The following is a 15,567-nucleotide window of genomic DNA, read 5'->3' on the forward strand; positions in this document are numbered from 1 at the left end:
ATCTAGAAGGGAGGTGAGATGGCGATCTCTGCTGCGCTGGCCGGCGTGAGGGAAGGTGGCCTGGAGGTTGTCCGGGGCCGGGCTGAGCGGGCGTTCGGGCGGCTGCGGGCCGGTTTTTGGCCGGTCGTGCAGACGGCCGTTGCGGCCAGCCTGGCGTGGTACGTGGCGGGTCTGGTGCTGGGACATGAGCGGCCGTTCGTGGCGGCGATTGCGGCCGTGATCTCGGTCGGTGCGGTGGCCGGGCAGACGTTGCGGCGGGCTGCGGAGTGGATCTTCGGCGTGGCCGTGGGGCTTGCGGTCGCGGATTTGATCATGCTCGCCATAGGCACCGGCATGGTTCAGACCGGGATCATAGTGGGACTGGCCATGACGGCCGCGCTCCTGATCCGGGGCGGGATAATGTTCGTGACCGAGGCGGGTGTCTCGGCGCTGCTGGTAGCCAACCTGGAGCCTACCACCTACGGGGTGTCGCCGGACAGGTTCCTGGAGGCTCTGGTGGGCGGTGGCGTGGCCCTGGCCGTCAGTGCTGCCTTCCCCAGCAACCCCAGCGCGCGCGTCGGGCAGGCGGCCCGGTCTATTCTCGAGGATCTCGCCGCCGTGCACCGGGATGTGGCGGCTGCACTGGCGGGCGGCGACCCGGATCTGGCGGAGCGGGCCTTGTCCGGGGCGCGGAGGCTGGACGCCCCGATCGCGCAGTTGCGCGAAGAGCTGGACGGAGGATACCAGATCGCGCGCCTCTCACCGCCCCGCAGACGGCACCTCGGGCACCTCGCTTGCTATGCAGCAGCGGTGGACCAGCTGGATTTCGCGGTTCGCAACACCCGCGTGCTGGCCCGTGCCGCCGTCGGCGTGGTGCAGGAGAAGGGAGCCGCACCCGAGCAGCTCTTCGGGGCGGTCCTGGATCTCTCGCAGGCGGTGGAGATGCTGCGCGAGTACTTCGAGGAGGCCGGACACCCCCCGCATGCGCGCCACTTCGCGCTCATGGCCGTGGAAGAGGCCGCATCGGCCTTGAGCGCGAGCAGTGATCTGGCCACCAGCGCGCTGGTCTGGCAGATACAGTCTACCGCCCTGGACCTCCTGCAGGCCGCCGGCATGGGCTACGCGGAGGCCTTGCAGGTCGTGCGCGAGACCTCCCGCCGCACCCCCTGAAGGCGGGACCGCTTTTACCGGTCCGCCCCAGGACCTCCGGCGAGCATGTGCGCCCGCACGCCCGCGCCGAGCTCGGTGGCGAACTCGGGGTAGGGCCCGAGCCGCTCTGTGGCGAACCGCGTCAGCTCCCCGAGGTGCGTGGTCCCGCGGGCGAGTCCTTCGTCCACCGCCCGCTGCACCTGCCGCGTGAACTCCAGCGAGCGGTCGAGGAAGTCCGTAACTTCTTCTCCCCGCATCACCGGGTAGTGGGCGGTGAGCAGGTGCTCGGGCCGCAGCGAGCGCAGGGCGCGGATGGTGCGCCGGTACGCGACCGCATCGAAGTACCTGGGAGGTATGAGCCGGTTCCCCTCCCGGTCGTAGATGCCGCTCTCCAACACCGCGTCTATGATGATCGCCGCCCCGCTCCTGGGGTCCCAGATACCGAGGTGGCCCGGGGTGTGCCCGGGCAGGTGGAGTATCTCTACCCGCCATCCTGGGCCGAGGCGCAGGGTCTCGCCGCCGCGCAGCCCCACGTCTACCGGAGAGTCGCCGCCCAGCTCCCGGAGGATCCACTCCTTCGACTCCTCGTCGGGGCCGAAGCCGTAGGGTTCGGACCAGCAGTAGATCTCGGCCAGCATCACGCGGTTGCGCTCCACGTAGGGCCGGTCCAGCTCGTGGCACCAGAAGCGCAGGTCCGGTTTCAACTCCCGCAGCAGCCGGTTCCCGCCGCAGTGGTCCACGTCGGCGTGGCTGATGATGACGTCGTCTATGTCCTCCAGGTGGAGCCCGAGGCTCCGGAGATACGGCGCGATAACCTCGTCCGGTGTGCCGGCCAGCCCCGTGTCCACCAGCACCGTCCGGTCTTCCCCGGCCAGCAGGTACTGACACATAAAGCGAGCCCCGAGGTCTGACTCGATCCGGTGAATCCCCGGCAGAACTTCTTCCATCGGACTCTCCCTCCGGTCGGTGAATCGCGGCTCCCTCTCCGCGCCGGACCTTGCGGCGCCGCGGATATGTTATCAGAATTGGTAATACGATAATGCGTGGCAGACGAGCGGGAGAGGGATGGTGTATAGAGCGTGTACTTGACCAGACACCGGCGCGGCCCGGAGATTCGCTGGGCGCTCGACGGGCGGTACCTTCCGGCGCGGTTCACCCTGAGTTTACTGCTGGAGCTGCCGGCCGCAGACGTCCGGGCGTTCCTTAAGACGCTGCCGGTCGGGGAGGCGGCGGACGGGGACCCTCTGCTGCCGCCGGTGGAGCCGATGCAGGAGATCTGGGCCAGCGGGGTGACCTACCAGCGCAGCCGGGAGGCCCGCAGGGCCGAGTCCGGCGACGACCTCTACGACCGGGTCTACGACGCCGAGCGGCCCGAGCTCTTCCTGAAGGCCGTCGGCTGGCGGGCGGTAGGGCCCGGGGAACCGGTCCGCATCCGCCGGGACAGCGGCTGGAACGTGCCGGAGCCGGAGCTCGTGCTGGTACTCGACCACAAGATGCAGGTCGTGGGCTACACGGCCGGGAACGACGTCTCCTCGCGGGACATCGAGGGCGAGAACGCCCTGTATTTGCCACAGGCCAAGATCTACGACCGCTCTTGCGCCATCGGGCCGGGGATAGTGTTGCCGGGAGAGACGGAGGATCTGGACGGCTTGGAGATCCGGCTCCGTATCCTGCGGGGTGGAGAGCCGGCCTTCGAGGACGCCATCAGCACCTCCCGGATGCACCGCTCCTTCGAGGAACTGGCAGCCTATCTCGGGCGCGAGCTCTCCTTCCCGGACGGAGCCCTGCTCATGACCGGCACCGGCATAGTGCCGCCGGATGAGTTCACCCTCAAACCGGGCGACCGGACCGAGATCTCGGTCGGCGGGCTCGTGCTCGAAAACAAGGTGACCCTGTGATCCGCCGCGCCGCACAGGGTAAGTAAGAGAGCGGAGCTTACCGGGCAGGCGAGCTTTGCCCGGCGAAAACCGAAAGTATATTTCAGGAGGTGAAAAACGGTGATCGAGTCCCGGGTAGAATCCCTGAACTTCATCGGCGGTGAGTGGGTATCGGCGGAGTCGGGGGAGACGCTAGAGATCATGAACCCGGCCAACCCGTCCGAGGTTCTGGGGACCACGCCGAACTCGGGAGCGGGTGAGATCCGCCAGGCAGTGGACGCTGCGGCTGCGGCGTTGCCGGAGTGGAGGGCGCTGCCGCCCGCCGAGCGCGGCGCGGTCCTCATGCGCGCGGCGGACATCATCGAGGAGCGTGGGGAGGAGCTGGCGCGGCTTATGGCCCGCGAGGTGGGCAAGCCGATGACCGAGAGCCGGATGGAGGTGCCCCGGGCTGCGGCCATCTTCCGCTACTACGGCTCCGAGGGCTGGCGCATGCCCGGGATGATGCCGCCGTCCACGCGGCCCGGGGTACAGGTGAGCTCGGTTCGGGAGCCGCTCGGGGTGGTGGCGCTCATAACCCCGTGGAACTTCCCCCTGGCCATCCCGGCGTGGAAGCTGGCTCCGGCCCTGATCTGCGGCAACACGGTCGTCATCAAGCCGGCGACGCAGGCGGCGCTGAACGCGGCGGCCCTCATCCGGGCGCTCGAGGATGCGGGGCTGCCCGCCGGGGTGGTCAACCTGGTCAGCGGGCCGGGTGGCACTGCGGGCGATGCCCTGGTGACCGATCCGCGGGTGAGGGGCATCTCCTTCACCGGTTCCACGGCCGTGGGTCTATCGATACAGGAGCGGGCCGTGGGCAAGAAGGTGCAGCTGGAGATGGGCGGCAAGAACCCCTACGTGGTCATGGAGGACGCCGACCTCAAGGACGCTGCGGCGAAGGTCGCCTACGGGGCCTTCGGCTACGCCGGCCAGAAGTGCACCGCCTCAAGCCGCGCCATAGTGGTCGAGGAGGTCTACGAGGAGTTCATCCGGGAGCTGCTGGAGGCCGCAGGGTCCTACAAGCCCGTGGACCCCCTGGAGGAAGAGGGCACGGTAGGTCCCGTCGTGGACGAGAAGCAGTACGAGAGCATCCTGGAGGCCATAGAGACCGCCAAGCGCGAAGGTAGGGGGGTGCTCGATGGCGGGGCCACCGGCTCCAAAGATGACGGCTACTACATCTCGCCGGTCATAGTGGCCGACGTGGACAACCGGAGCACCACGGCGCAGGAGGAGATCTTCGGCCCCGTGCTCGCCGTTATTAAGGCGCAGGACTTCGATCACGCCGTGGAGCTCGCCAACGACACCCGCTACGGGCTCACCGCGGGGATAGCCACCCGGTCTTTGCGCTACGCGAGTGAGTTCACGGCGCGCTCTGAGAGCGGCCTCGTCAATGTGAACCTGCCCACGGCGGGCCTGGAGTTCCAGGTGCCGTTCGGCGGCAACAAGGCCAGTGGCGTCGGTGGCCGGGAGCAGGGTCCGGCGGCGCTAGACTTCTACTCCTCCTGGAAGACCGTCTCGGTCCTGCCGCTGTAGGCTCTCTGCTGCCAGACTCGGGCGGCGTTCAGTGCATGGCCCAGCCGCCGTCGATCATGATCGTCTGCCCGGTGATGAAAGAGGCGGCGTCCGAGGCGAGAAACGCTACCAGGTTGCCCACGTCTTCGGGGGTTCCGCGCCGCTTGATACACTGCTGCTCCAGTATCCGGCGGTTGAGCTCCTCCTGGTCGGGGTGGACCCGCTCGGCGTCGGTGGGGAAGGCGCCGGGAGAGATGGCGTTAACCGTTATCCCCTCGGGTCCCACCTCGCGGGCGAGCGTGCGGGTGAAGCCTATGACCCCGCCCTTGGAGGAGACGTAGTCCAGAAAGCCCGCCCACCCGATAAAGAAGGTGATGGAGGCTACGTTGATGATCCTGCCGCCCGCGCTCTCCCGGAGGTGAGGGTAGGCGGCCCGGGCGCACAGGAAGTAGCCCTTGAGGTTTACCGAGAGCACCCGGTCCCACTCCTCTTCCTCGATCTCCGTCCACGGGCGCAAGGGGTAGATGGCGGCGTTGTTGACCAGGATGTCTATGCCGCCGAGCTCCGCAGCTACCTTCTCGACCATCGCCTCCACCGAGGTGCGATCCGAGACGTCGGCCTCAACTGCGGTGCAGCGCCCGCCGCCGTTTGAGGCGGCCATCTGCGCCACTTTCTCGGCCTTCTTAAGTTCCACGTCCACCGCTGCGACCGCCGCTCCGGAGGCGGTCAGGGTGGAGCAGATCCCCTCGGCCAGCCCTCCGCCCCCGCCGGTGACGACCGCCACCCTGCCGTCGAGGTTTACCATGGAGCATCTCCTCCCTTCTCCGTTTCCCGTGGGGTGCTTTCAGGTTACCCCGGACGGGTCCGGAGGGCGAGCCCCGGGGCGCATCGCGCTCCGGGGCTCTCGAGGGAACGGGCCGGCTACGCGGTGTCTCCGGCGGGGTGGGAGATAGGGGAGGGGCTTCTGTGGTTGCCGTTGGTCGGGTGGTCGGTGGCGACCAGGCTCTCGGCGAGACCGTAGACGCCGTGTTCGCTGATGTCCAGGCCGTTTAGCTCCTGCTCGGGCTTTACCCGGATGCCGATGGTAGCCTTCAGGGCGGCGAACACCGCCAGGGAGGCGAGGAAGACGAAGCCTCCCGCCGCCAGGATGCCGACCGCCTGTACGCCGAGCTGGGTGAATCCGCCGCCGTAGAAGAGGCCGGGGCCTCCGGCACCGACCGACTCGGCCAGCTCGGGGGTAGTGAACAGGCCGCAGGAGAGCGTACCCCAGATACCGCCCATGCCGTGGGCCGCGATGGCGCCCACCGGGTCGTCGACGCCGATGCTGTCGAAGAAGACGAGGCTGGCGTACATGATAACGCCCGCGATAAACCCGATGACCACGGCGGCCCAGGGGGCGACGAAGGCGCAGGCGGCGGTGATGGCGACCAGCGCCGCGATCGCGCCGTTGCCGGCCATTCCCACGTCTATGGTGCGCCGGTAGAGGTAGCTCATGGCGATGGCGCCCAGCACGCCGGCGCCGGCGGCGAGGTTCGTCGTGAGCGCGATGTCCGCTATCTCCGGCCCGGCGGCCAGCGTGGAGCCTGGGTTAAAGCCCTGCCAGCCGAGCCACAGGATAAGCACGCCGAGCACGGCGAGCGGCATATTGTGCCCGGGGATGGTCTGCGGCCGCCCGTGCTCGTCGTACTTGCCGAGCCGGGGGCCGAGGATGAGCGTCCCGGCCAGGGCGGCCATGGCGCCCGAGAGGTGAACGACGGTGGAGCCGGCGAAGTCCTGCTTGCCCAGCCCGCCGAGCCAGCCGGCGTCGCTCCAGACCCAGTGCGCCACCAGCGGGTAGATCAGGCCCACAAAGACGACCGCGAAGATCAGGTACACCGGGAATTTGGTCCGCTCCAGCATGGTGCCCCACACGATGGCCAGCGAAACTAGCGCGAAGGCGGCCTGGAAGAGGAAGAGCATCGAGGGCGGCAGCGGGTCGGAGACGGCCGCCATGTCACCGGTGAGGAAGAAGCCTTCGGTACCGAACAGGGCGTTGCCCGCGCCGAAGGCCAGACCGAAGCCCAGCGCCCAGAAGATGAGGAAGCCGGCGCCCATGTTGGCCAGGATCTTGGCTACCACGCTCCCCACGTTCTTCATGCGGGAGAACCCGACCTCCAGCATCGCGAAGCCCGCCTGCATGAACAGCACCAGGACGAAGGCGACCATGACCCACAGCACGTCCAGGGTAGCCGCCGTCTCAGCGGGTGAGGGTGCCTGAGCCAGAGCCGGAGCCGGGGTCAGCGAGGCGGCGGCTGACGCTACGATTGCTAACCTGCGCAAGTACTTCTCCTCTCCGGAAGGGTGCCACGACTACGGCAGGAAGGTTATTGCTCCGGCCGGGTGGGCGTCATCGGCCCGGTGTACAGAGATTGCGCGCGTGGGGGAGGGGCGGGGTTGGACCCGGCGTACAAGGGAGGGGAGGGCGGGTCTGGTGGGGAAACAAGGGTTTCGAGTGTGAAAGGGAAGTAGTCCCACCCTCCCCGAACCGTCTTGTGAGACGGCTCTTTAATATATCTCTACCTCAGAAGGCGGGATCCCAAACCTCAGCGGTCAAGGAAGCTGGCCGGCTGCTGGGGCGCGTGGCCGAGGAGCTGCATGGCCTTGATCCCCAGCGTGAGGCTCTCGCGATCCTCGCTGCGGTCCACGTTCAGGCCCGTGAGTTCCCGGATGCGTTCCAGCCGGTAACGGACGGTGTGCCGGTGGGCGAAGAGCTCCGCGGCGGTCTTCGCCATGCTGGCGTCGTTCCTGAGATAGGTCGCCAGCGTCTCGACCAGCTCGGTGCCGTACCGAGAGTCGTAGGCGACGAGCGGCGCTACCGTCTCCCGGTAGAAGGCCTCTAGCTCTTCCGGGTTCTCCTTCAGAACCCGGAAGAGCAGCTTGTAGGTGCCGGTCTCCTCGAAGGTGGAGAAGGAGGACGGACCGCGGATCCTGCGCCCGATCTCTAACGCCATCTCCGCCTCGGAGTAGGCCTCCGGCAGCCGGGCGGGGTCCGGGGTGTAGCGTCCGGTCCCGATGGAGACCGTGAGATCCGGCAGCAGTCCCTTCACGTACCGCTGGATCCTCGTGGCCAGGCGGGCGGCGGCTTCCGGGAGCGCTTCCGGAGGCGTGCTCCCAGAGGGAGGCAGGAAGAGGATGACGTTGTCCGAGCGGGGTGCAAGCAGGTAGTTGTCGAACAGCTCCCGGGCTTGCAGGTGCGTTGCGTCGGCCAGCCGGCGCTTGAGCTCCTGAATGGCGGGCTCTTCGAGCCGGCGGCGCTCCAGGTACTTCGCGAAGTCGTCTATATCCACTATGAGCACCAGCGCGCCCCGGGAGAGATCCGCTCCCAGGTAGCGGGCGCGTTGCAGCAGCAGCTCCACAGAACCGTAGCGGGCGTGGATCAGGTCGTCCACGAACTCGCCGCGGACGCTGAGCTCGGTCTCCAGCCGGACGCGCTCCTTGCCGAGCTCGGCCGCCAGGGTGCGCACCGCCCAGTAGAGGACGATCACGGCGTGTGCTGGCAGGTCTCCGCCCGGATCGAGCCACAGGTAGCCGGAGGGCGTCCGGCCGCCGACCGGTGTCCAGAACAGCTCGCGGTCCTCCACCCGCCAGCGCTCCACGGGGACCGAGAGGAAGCCCTCCGGCAGCCGGACGTAGCGGTCCCGGCGCTCGCGCCGCGTCTCCTCGACGCCGTCCGGCTTCGAGGCCCGGACGCCGCGCTCCTGCAGGAAGCGGACGAGCTCTCCGGCCTCATCGCCGCCGGCCACGAGCCGCCCGACGGAGTCCTCCACGGCCACCGGGAACCCGAGCAGCCTGCCCGCACGCGCCAGGACGTCCCCGGCGGTGAGCCCCTCCAGCAGTTCGCGTGCCACGCCGTGCGAGTAGAGCAGCTTCTCGTCCGGCTCGAAGACGGCGGAGATTATCCTGCCCGCCGAATGAACGCCGGATACCGTGAGAAGCCCGATCCCGCGCCGCCGCAGCTCCTCGATAATCCCCTCCGGCGGGCGGGAGTCGGTGCGCCAGATGACGGCGGGTGAGCTCGCCTCCGAGATGCGCTCCAGAAAGGCCGTATCCAGCAAGGGGCGGGCGGTGATGGCGACCTCCTCCTTACCGAGCCAGCCTTCCGAGCCGTCGTCCACGGCGAGCCCCCGGATCCGGGCCGCGGCGTCTCCCGGCACCGGGGACCGGGCCTCCAGCTCGTCGGCCAGCAACCGGCTCAGCTCTCTCAGGTTCAACGGCTCTCCTCACGCGCTCGCGGTGCTCCGTCCGCCGTAATTCTGGACCCGCCCGGAGGGAATCGCAAACGATATCCGTTGAGAGGCCGGATCGCGGTGTTAAAATTATCCGCCGGGCAGTAGAAGTGGCGGTTGGCCTCCGGGCGGGAGGCCGTATACTTTTCGAGATCGTTCCTCCGGCCGAAGAGGGGACGTAAGATAGCGGAGAAGCAGATCGTCGTCCGCGGGGCGCGGGAGCACAACCTGAAGAACGTGACCGTCTCCATCCCGAGGGACGTGCTGGTGGTCGTCACCGGCCTCTCGGGGAGCGGCAAGTCGTCGCTGGCCTTCGACACCATCTACGCCGAGGGGCAGCGGCGCTATGTGGAGAGTCTCTCGGCCTACGCCCGGCAGTTTCTGGGCCAGATGGACAAACCGGACGTGGACCACATAGACGGGCTCTCCCCGGCCGTCTCCATAGACCAGAAGACCACGAGCAACAACCCCCGGTCTACCGTAGCCACGGTGACCGAGATCTACGACTACCTCCGGCTCCTGTATGCCCGGGCCGGACGGCCGCACTGCCACGTCTGCGGCTTCCCGGTCGCCCGCTCTACGCCGCAGCAGATGGTGGAGCGGGTGCTTGGCCTTCCGGAGGGGACGCGCTTCATGGTGCTGGCGCCGGTCGTGCGCGGCCGCAAGGGCGAGTACGGCAGGCTCTTCAAGGAGCTGGCCGAGGAGGGGTTCGCCCGCGTGCGGGTGGACGGCGAGGTGCACGAGCTGCCGGTGGATCTGAACCTGGACAGGAACCACCGCCACGACATCGAGGTGGTGGTAGACCGGCTGGTGATGCGCGAGGGAATCGAGCGCCGCCTTACGGACTCGATCGAGACGGCACTGAAGCTGGCCGAGGGGCTGGTCTTGGTCGAGACGGTGGAGCGGGATGGGGCGGCCGGGGAGCAAATGCTTTTCTCTGAGAACTTCGCGTGCACCAACTGCGGGGCGTCCATAGCCGAGATACAGCCCCGCACCTTCTCGTTCAACAGCCCGCACGGGGCGTGTCCCCGGTGCGACGGTCTGGGCAGCCGGCTGGAGATAGATCCGGAGCTGGTAGTGCCGAATGAGGGCCTCTCGGTGAACGAGGGGGCGCTGGCGCCGTGGGCCAATTCCTCCAGCGAGTACTACGCCGGCATCCTGAGCGGCCTCGCGGACAAGTACGGCATAGATCTGGACGCCCCGTGGCGGGAGCTGCCGGAGGAGCACAGAGAGCTGCTGCTGCACGGCACGGATGGGGAGCGGTTCTACATCTCATACACCAACCGCTACGGGCGCAAGCGGCAGTACATGACGAGCTTCGAGGGGGTGGTGGGACACCTCCAGCGCCGCTACACGGAGACGGACTCTGAGTACTTGCGGGAGAAGATCGAAGAGTTCATGAGCCACGTTCCCTGCCCGCAGTGCAAGGGGGCGCGGCTCCGGCCCGAAGCTCTGGCGGTGACCGTCGGGGGTATCAATATCTACGAGTTCACGCAGCTTAGCGTCACGAAGGCGCTGGAGTTCCTGCAGACGGTGGAGTTCACCTCCCGGGAGTGGCTCATCGCCGAGCGGGTGGTGAAGGAGATCCGGGAGCGCCTGGGCTTCCTGCACGACGTGGGGCTAGGCTACCTCACTTTGAGCCGCTCGGCCGGCACGCTCTCCGGCGGTGAGGCGCAGAGGATAAGGCTGGCCTCCCAGGTCGGGAGCGGGCTGGTGGGCGTGCTCTACGTGCTGGACGAGCCCTCCATCGGGCTGCACCAGCGGGACAACCGGCGGCTGCTGGAGACGCTCCTCAGGCTCCGGGACCTGGGCAACACCCTGATCGTGGTCGAGCATGACGAGGAGACGATCCGCACCGCAGATCACATCGTGGACGTGGGGCCGGGGGCCGGGGTGCACGGTGGCGAGATCGTGGCTCAGGGCGGCGTCGCGGATATCGAGGCCGAGCCAAGCTCGGTGACCGGGGACTACCTCGCCGGGCGGCGCAGGATCGAGCCCCCGGCCGAGCGGCGGGAGCCGACCGGGTACGTCACCGTGCTGGGGGCGAGCGAGCACAACCTGAAGAGTATAGACGTGAGCTTCCCGCTCGGGGTGTTTACCTGCGTGACGGGGGTCTCGGGTTCGGGGAAGAGCACGCTGGTGAACGAGATCCTCTACAAGGCTCTCGCCAACCGGGTCAACCGGGGCAAGCACCGACCCGGGCGCCACACCGGTCTTGATGGCGTGGATCAGCTGGACAAGGTCATAGATATAGACCAGAGCCCGATCGGCCGCACGCCGCGCTCCAATCCGGCGACCTACACCAAGGTCTTCGACCATATCCGGCAGCTCTTCGCCGCCACCCCGGAGGCCAGGATAAGAGGGTACAAGCCGGGGCGCTTCTCGTTTAACGTGAAGGGCGGCCGGTGCGAGGCGTGCCGGGGAGACGGCCAGATCCGCATCGAGATGCACTTCCTGCCCGACGTCTACGTGCCGTGCGAGGTCTGCAAGGGCCGCCGGTACAACGCCGAAACCCTGCGCGTCACCTACAAGGGCAAAAGCATCGCCGACGTGCTGGAGATGACGGTGGACGAGGCGTGCGGGTTCTTCGAGGCCGTGCCCGCGATCTCGCGCCGGCTAAAGACGCTGCGCGACGTGGGGCTCGGCTACATCCGGCTCGGGCAGCCGGCCACGACCCTCTCCGGCGGCGAGGCGCAGCGGGTGAAGCTGGCGAGCGAGCTGGGCAAGCGCGCCACCGGCAAGACGCTGTACATACTGGACGAGCCGACCACCGGGCTGCACTTCGCCGACGTGGAGCGGCTGCTGGCCATTTTGCACCGCCTGGCGGACGCCGGGAACACGGTCGTTGTGATCGAGCACAACCTCGACGTTATCCGCTCCGCCGACTACGTCATAGACCTCGGCCCAGAGGGGGGAGACGCCGGCGGCGAGGTGGTCGCCACCGGCACTCCCGAGGAGGTCGCCCGCGTGGAGGCCTCTCACACCGGCCGCTTCCTGCGCGACCTGCTGCCGAAGGTCGCCGCGGCCAGTTAGCGGCGGCCCTTGCCTTTGCCGGGTCTGGTGTCGGCCTCGCGCCCGGCGGCGGTGACCGCGCTGTAGGCGTTCAGGTAGCCCGCGCCGGCCTCCCACTCCTCGTAGGGCATGGGGTCGGCGGTCCGCCGGAGGATGTCCTTGATCTCATCCGGCGTCAGGTTCGGGTTGGCCTCCAGCATCAGCGCGGCCGTGCCCGCCACGTGCGGCGCGGACATCGAGGTGCCGCTCGCCGTCGTGTAGCGGGCGATGTACTCCAGAGGGACGTAGGTGGCGTCCCTGCGGGCCGTCAGCGCGTTGATGGTGGCCCCGGTCGAGGCGCGCGCGGAGACTATGTCCACGCCCGGCGCGGTGAGATCCGGCCGGTAGAGGTCGTCGCCGGGACGGCCGCGCGAAGAGAAGTCCGCCAGCGTCCGGCCGTCCTTCTCTCCGGCCGCCACGCTTATCGTCCACGGCGCCACCGCATACGGGTTGAGCGTGTCCGGAGCCGGTCCGGAGTTGCCGGCCGAAAAAACCACGGTTATGCCGCGGTCGTGAACCCACCTGGTGGCGACGTTGATCGGGTGTTCCGGGTCGAACTCCCCGGTGGTGCCCCAGGAGTTGTTGACGACCCGGATGTTGTAGCGCTCGGCGTTGGCCAGTACGTAGTCGAAGCCTTCCAGCGCGTACAGGATGAAGAGCGTGTCTCCGGCCCCAATACCTATGATGTCCGAGCCCGGCGCCACGCCCGTGTAGTAGCCACCGCTCTCGGTGCCGTCGCCGCCGGCGATGCCGGCCACGTGCGTGCCGTGCCCGCTGGAGGTGTCGGTGTTGGGCTGGTTCTCGACCCACACGGTCGCGGTGTCGAAGAAGAGATCGCCCAGGATCTTCACGTTCTGTACCGTGCGCTCGGGGTAGCGCACGTCCCGGTGCAGCCCGTCGACTCCCGAATCCAGGATCGCTATGCCGACGCCCTCACCGGTGATCCCGAGCTCCTCGTGCACCCGGTCGGCCCCGATGAGCGGCACGCTCTCATGCAGGTGGTACTCCAACCGCTGGTCGGCCCAGACGCCGGTCAGACCGTCGAGGTCGAAGAGATCCCGGATCTGAGCCGCCGTGCCCCGCACGGCCAGCATCGGCAGCTCCCGGAAGGTGTGCACCGCAACACCCGTCTCCCGCACAGCACCGATCTGTTCCTGCGTCGGCCGGCCCTCGAAGGTGAGGATCGCCCGCGTCACCTCACCGGCGTCTAGCCCGGCCAGCTCCACCTGCAACACACCGTCCACCTTCACCGAAGCCTGCTGCGCCCCGGATGAACCGGACGCGACGAAGAGCGCCAGCAACATGAGCGCGAACGCGGCCAGCGCATACCCCGGTAAGTTAACACCTCTCGAAAAGATCTCTATCCCCTCCTCTCCCGGTCGTCCTCACCGTTCCATACCTTACAAACCATACCCGTTGAATGCTCGTTTTCAACCTGATTGCTTGCGTATTAGCAAGAAGTGTGACGATTCCTTGTGGCCGGGTCTCCCGGTGACGTTCGGAGCGCATCTCGGATAGAATTGATGAGCCTTGCAGAGTGTGGAAGAGAACAAGCAGGGTCTGGCGCGGCCGGTCTTGATGCTGGTGTTGGACGGCATCCGGCCGAGCGTGCTGCAGGACGCCATCGGAGGCGGGGAGGCGCCGGCGCTGGAGGCCCTGGCCGGGCGCGGAGAGGCGGTGTGGGATGCGGTCTCGGTCTTCCCGAGCATAACTCCGGCGGCGACGGCGGCCATCGTGACGGGGGAGGCTCCGGGCCGGAGCGGTATCGTGGGGCACGCCTGGTATGACCGGGGGGAAGGGGAGGTGATCGTCTACGGGGCGACGACGGAGACCGTCATCTCCACCGGCCCCCTGAAGGTCTTTCACAACAACGTCTGGCGCATGAACCGCGATCATCTGCGGGCTGCGACGCTCTTCGAGCGGCTGCATGAGTTCGGGGTGGAGGGGGCGTGCGTGAACTTTCCGATCCGGCGCGGTCCGTACGAGCATCCGGTGCGGCTGAAGATAGTAAAGAGCGTCGCCGGTTACGGCGAGTACCTGGGTGAGGTGGTCTCCGGCCCGAAGGAGTACTATCTGGGGGACATCTTCTACACCCGGGATACGGGGCTGCAGGGCTATCGGGGGCTCGGCGGGCTGCGGCGCTCGGTTGGGATCAACGACGAGTACGCGGCGGCCGTTGGGGCGAGGTTGGTGCGGGAGCGGGCCGCACCGTTCACGCTGGTGTACTTCTACCAAGGGGATTCGATCGCGCACCACTACGGTCTGGAGGCCCAGCGGAGGTACGTGGGGAAGCTGGACGAGTACGTGGCGGAGATCTTGCGCGCCGGCGGCGGTTTGGAGCGGGTGTTGGAGGAGTACGCGGTCGTGGTGCTCTCCGACCATGGTCACACCCCGCTCATGCCGCAGCGGCGGCGGCACGTGCGCTTGGCTAAGATCCTGGGCGAGCGGGCGGCCGTTGGGGCCCGGGCCGGGTTCGGTCCGGGCGTGGATCTCGTGGCCGTGCCGAACGGCCGGTCCGCCCTGCTGTACTTCCGGGAGGGGGTGGAGCGGGAGGTCGTGGAGGATCTCGTCGCACGCCGGGGGATAGACCTGGCGGCCTGGCGCGAGGGGGAGTGGTGTACCGTGCGGCGGCTCGGGCGGGAGATTAGTTTCCGGCCCGGTACGGGGCCGGCGGACGGCTTCGGCTGCCGGTGGGAGCTGCGAGGAGACCCCGGGACTCTGGACATGGAGGTGGACGGGGATGAGCTGCGGTACGGCGAGTACCCGGATGCTCTGGGACGGCTGCGGGGCGCGCTGGAGTCGCCGCGGTGCGGGGACGTCATACTCTCGGCCACGCCCGGCTACACCTTCGGGGAGGTCTCCGGGAAGTTCCACGAGGCCAGCGACCACGGCTCGCTGCACGCCAGCGACTCCAACGTCTTCGTGCTGGCCTGCGGGCTGCCCGCGCCGCGCCGGATCACGGATGTGGCCCCGATGCTGCTGGAGCACTTCGAGCGGAGCAGGGTGGAGCCCGGTGTCCTCTGAGGGAGTGGGGCGCAGTGTCAGGATCCGCCGGGCCTTCGGGTGCATCACCTGGGTCAATATGGGGATGCTAGTGTTTTTGGCGGCCGCGTTCCTGCTGCCGCTGCCCTTCCGCTATCTGGGCGAGCCCGAGATCTTCGAGCAGACCTTCGTCGGGCTCACGCTCTACGGGCTCTTCCTGATCGTCCCCGGCATGATCGTGGGTGCGATCCTGGGCTACCGCACCTACCGGGGCGAGCCCCGCCGGAGCCGGCGGGTCGGATCCGCACTCGGTGCGATGGTGGGCTGGACCAGCTTCTTCTTCTTCGCCTGGCTGGACAGCGCTCTGGGGTACCTGTTCGTGCCGCTCTCCGGGCTGGCGACCGGGATGGTGCTCTACGCCCTCTTCTCCGGTTCGGCCCCGGAGCGGCTCCGGAGGCGGCTGGTGGGCGTGGCGGCCGCCATCGTGCTCGCCGGCGGGCTGGTGGTGCTGGCGCTGGACTTCGCGCTGCTCGGGATAACGGGGGCCGTCTTCGCCGCCATGGCCGCGGCCGCCGGCGGGTACGTGGCCGGGATCGGCTACTCCCGCGCCGGGGGAGAGGAGGCGCTGCCGCCCGAGATCAGGGAGCGGTTGGGGCGGGCGCGGGCCGGGCGCCGGAAGAAGTAGGGGCGGCGCCCCGCGGTATAATCTCTCCGAG

General features: G+C 68.3%; 11 protein-coding genes. 6 read left to right on the top strand and 5 right to left on the bottom strand.

What is annotated here, in order from left to right; all coding sequences use genetic code 11:
- The first annotated feature begins 18 nt into the window (after positions 1–18).
- The gene (locus E0L93_RS14805) at positions 19–1,149 is read left to right on the top strand and encodes an FUSC family protein (RefSeq protein WP_132692849.1); all 1,131 of its coding nucleotides are present in this window, start codon (positions 19–21) and stop codon (positions 1,147–1,149) included.
- 14 nt (positions 1,150–1,163) lie between these two features.
- On the opposite strand, the gene E0L93_RS14810 is transcribed toward E0L93_RS14805, so the two are convergent.
- Positions 1,164–2,075: an MBL fold metallo-hydrolase gene (locus E0L93_RS14810; protein ID WP_132692850.1), complete on the bottom strand. Its 912-nt coding sequence runs from the start codon at positions 2,073–2,075 to the stop codon at positions 1,164–1,166.
- Positions 2,076–2,207: 132 nt separating this feature from the next.
- Here E0L93_RS14810 and E0L93_RS14815 point away from each other — a divergent pair, with 132 nt between their 5' ends.
- Positions 2,208–3,026, top strand: a complete 819-nt coding sequence (locus tag E0L93_RS14815) for a fumarylacetoacetate hydrolase family protein (protein WP_132692851.1) — start codon at positions 2,208–2,210, stop codon at positions 3,024–3,026.
- A gap of 99 nt (positions 3,027–3,125) precedes the next feature.
- Complete coding sequence (locus tag E0L93_RS14820) at positions 3,126–4,574, top strand: aldehyde dehydrogenase family protein (RefSeq protein WP_207890539.1); 1,449 nt, start codon at positions 3,126–3,128, stop codon at positions 4,572–4,574.
- Positions 4,575–4,602: 28 nt separating this feature from the next.
- On the opposite strand, the gene E0L93_RS14825 is transcribed toward E0L93_RS14820, so the two are convergent.
- From E0L93_RS14825 to E0L93_RS14835, 3 genes are all read right to left on the bottom strand, one after another.
- Positions 4,603–5,358 carry an SDR family NAD(P)-dependent oxidoreductase gene (locus tag E0L93_RS14825; RefSeq protein WP_132692852.1) on the bottom strand — a complete coding sequence of 252 codons (756 nt, stop codon included), beginning with the start codon at positions 5,356–5,358 and terminating at the stop codon, positions 4,603–4,605.
- A 116-nt stretch (positions 5,359–5,474) separates the two neighbouring features.
- The gene (locus E0L93_RS14830) at positions 5,475–6,872 is read right to left on the bottom strand and encodes an ammonium transporter (protein ID WP_132692853.1); all 1,398 of its coding nucleotides are present in this window, start codon (positions 6,870–6,872) and stop codon (positions 5,475–5,477) included.
- A gap of 263 nt (positions 6,873–7,135) precedes the next feature.
- Complete coding sequence (locus E0L93_RS14835) at positions 7,136–8,803, bottom strand: PucR family transcriptional regulator (RefSeq protein ID WP_132692854.1); 1,668 nt, start codon at positions 8,801–8,803, stop codon at positions 7,136–7,138.
- A 198-nt stretch (positions 8,804–9,001) separates the two neighbouring features.
- On the opposite strand from E0L93_RS14835, the gene uvrA reads away from it, so the two are divergent.
- Positions 9,002–11,851 (top strand): excinuclease ABC subunit UvrA, encoded by a 2,850-nt coding sequence (gene uvrA, locus E0L93_RS14840; protein ID WP_132692892.1) that lies wholly within the window; start codon positions 9,002–9,004, stop codon positions 11,849–11,851.
- Here the strand turns inward: uvrA and E0L93_RS14845 are convergent.
- Entirely contained in the window at positions 11,848–13,173 is a 1,326-nt protein-coding gene (locus E0L93_RS14845; RefSeq protein WP_132692855.1) for a S8 family serine peptidase, read from the bottom strand. The two genes, uvrA and E0L93_RS14845, sit on opposite strands and share 4 nt — an antisense overlap.
- Before the next feature lie 235 nt (positions 13,174–13,408).
- Here E0L93_RS14845 and E0L93_RS14850 point away from each other — a divergent pair, with 235 nt between their 5' ends.
- On the top strand, positions 13,409–14,893 hold the full coding sequence (locus tag E0L93_RS14850; protein ID WP_132692856.1) for an alkaline phosphatase family protein: 1,485 nt from the start codon (positions 13,409–13,411) through the stop codon (positions 14,891–14,893).
- Positions 14,883–15,536, top strand: coding sequence for a hypothetical protein (locus tag E0L93_RS14855; protein WP_132692857.1), 654 nt, complete (start codon positions 14,883–14,885; stop codon positions 15,534–15,536). Before E0L93_RS14850 ends, E0L93_RS14855 begins: the two co-directional genes overlap by 11 nt.
- Positions 15,537–15,567: the final 31 nt, after the last annotated feature.

The sequence above is a fragment of the Rubrobacter taiwanensis genome, from assembly GCF_004337705.1.
GTDB lineage: Bacteria > Actinomycetota > Rubrobacteria > Rubrobacterales > Rubrobacteraceae > Rubrobacter_C > Rubrobacter_C taiwanensis.

Bases quoted from the DNA above. Each gene is read 5' to 3' on its own strand.
- E0L93_RS14805 (WP_132692849.1), top strand. From the start codon at position 19: ATGGCGATCTCTGCTGCGCTGGCCGGCGTGAGGGAAGGTGGCCTGGAG.
- E0L93_RS14810 (WP_132692850.1), bottom strand. From the start codon at position 2,075: ATGGAAGAAGTTCTGCCGGGGATTCACCGGATCGAGTCAGACCTCGGG.
- E0L93_RS14825 (WP_132692852.1), bottom strand. From the start codon at position 5,358: ATGGTAAACCTCGACGGCAGGGTGGCGGTCGTCACCGGCGGGGGCGGA.
- E0L93_RS14845 (WP_132692855.1), bottom strand. From the start codon at position 13,173: ATGTTGCTGGCGCTCTTCGTCGCGTCCGGTTCATCCGGGGCGCAGCAG.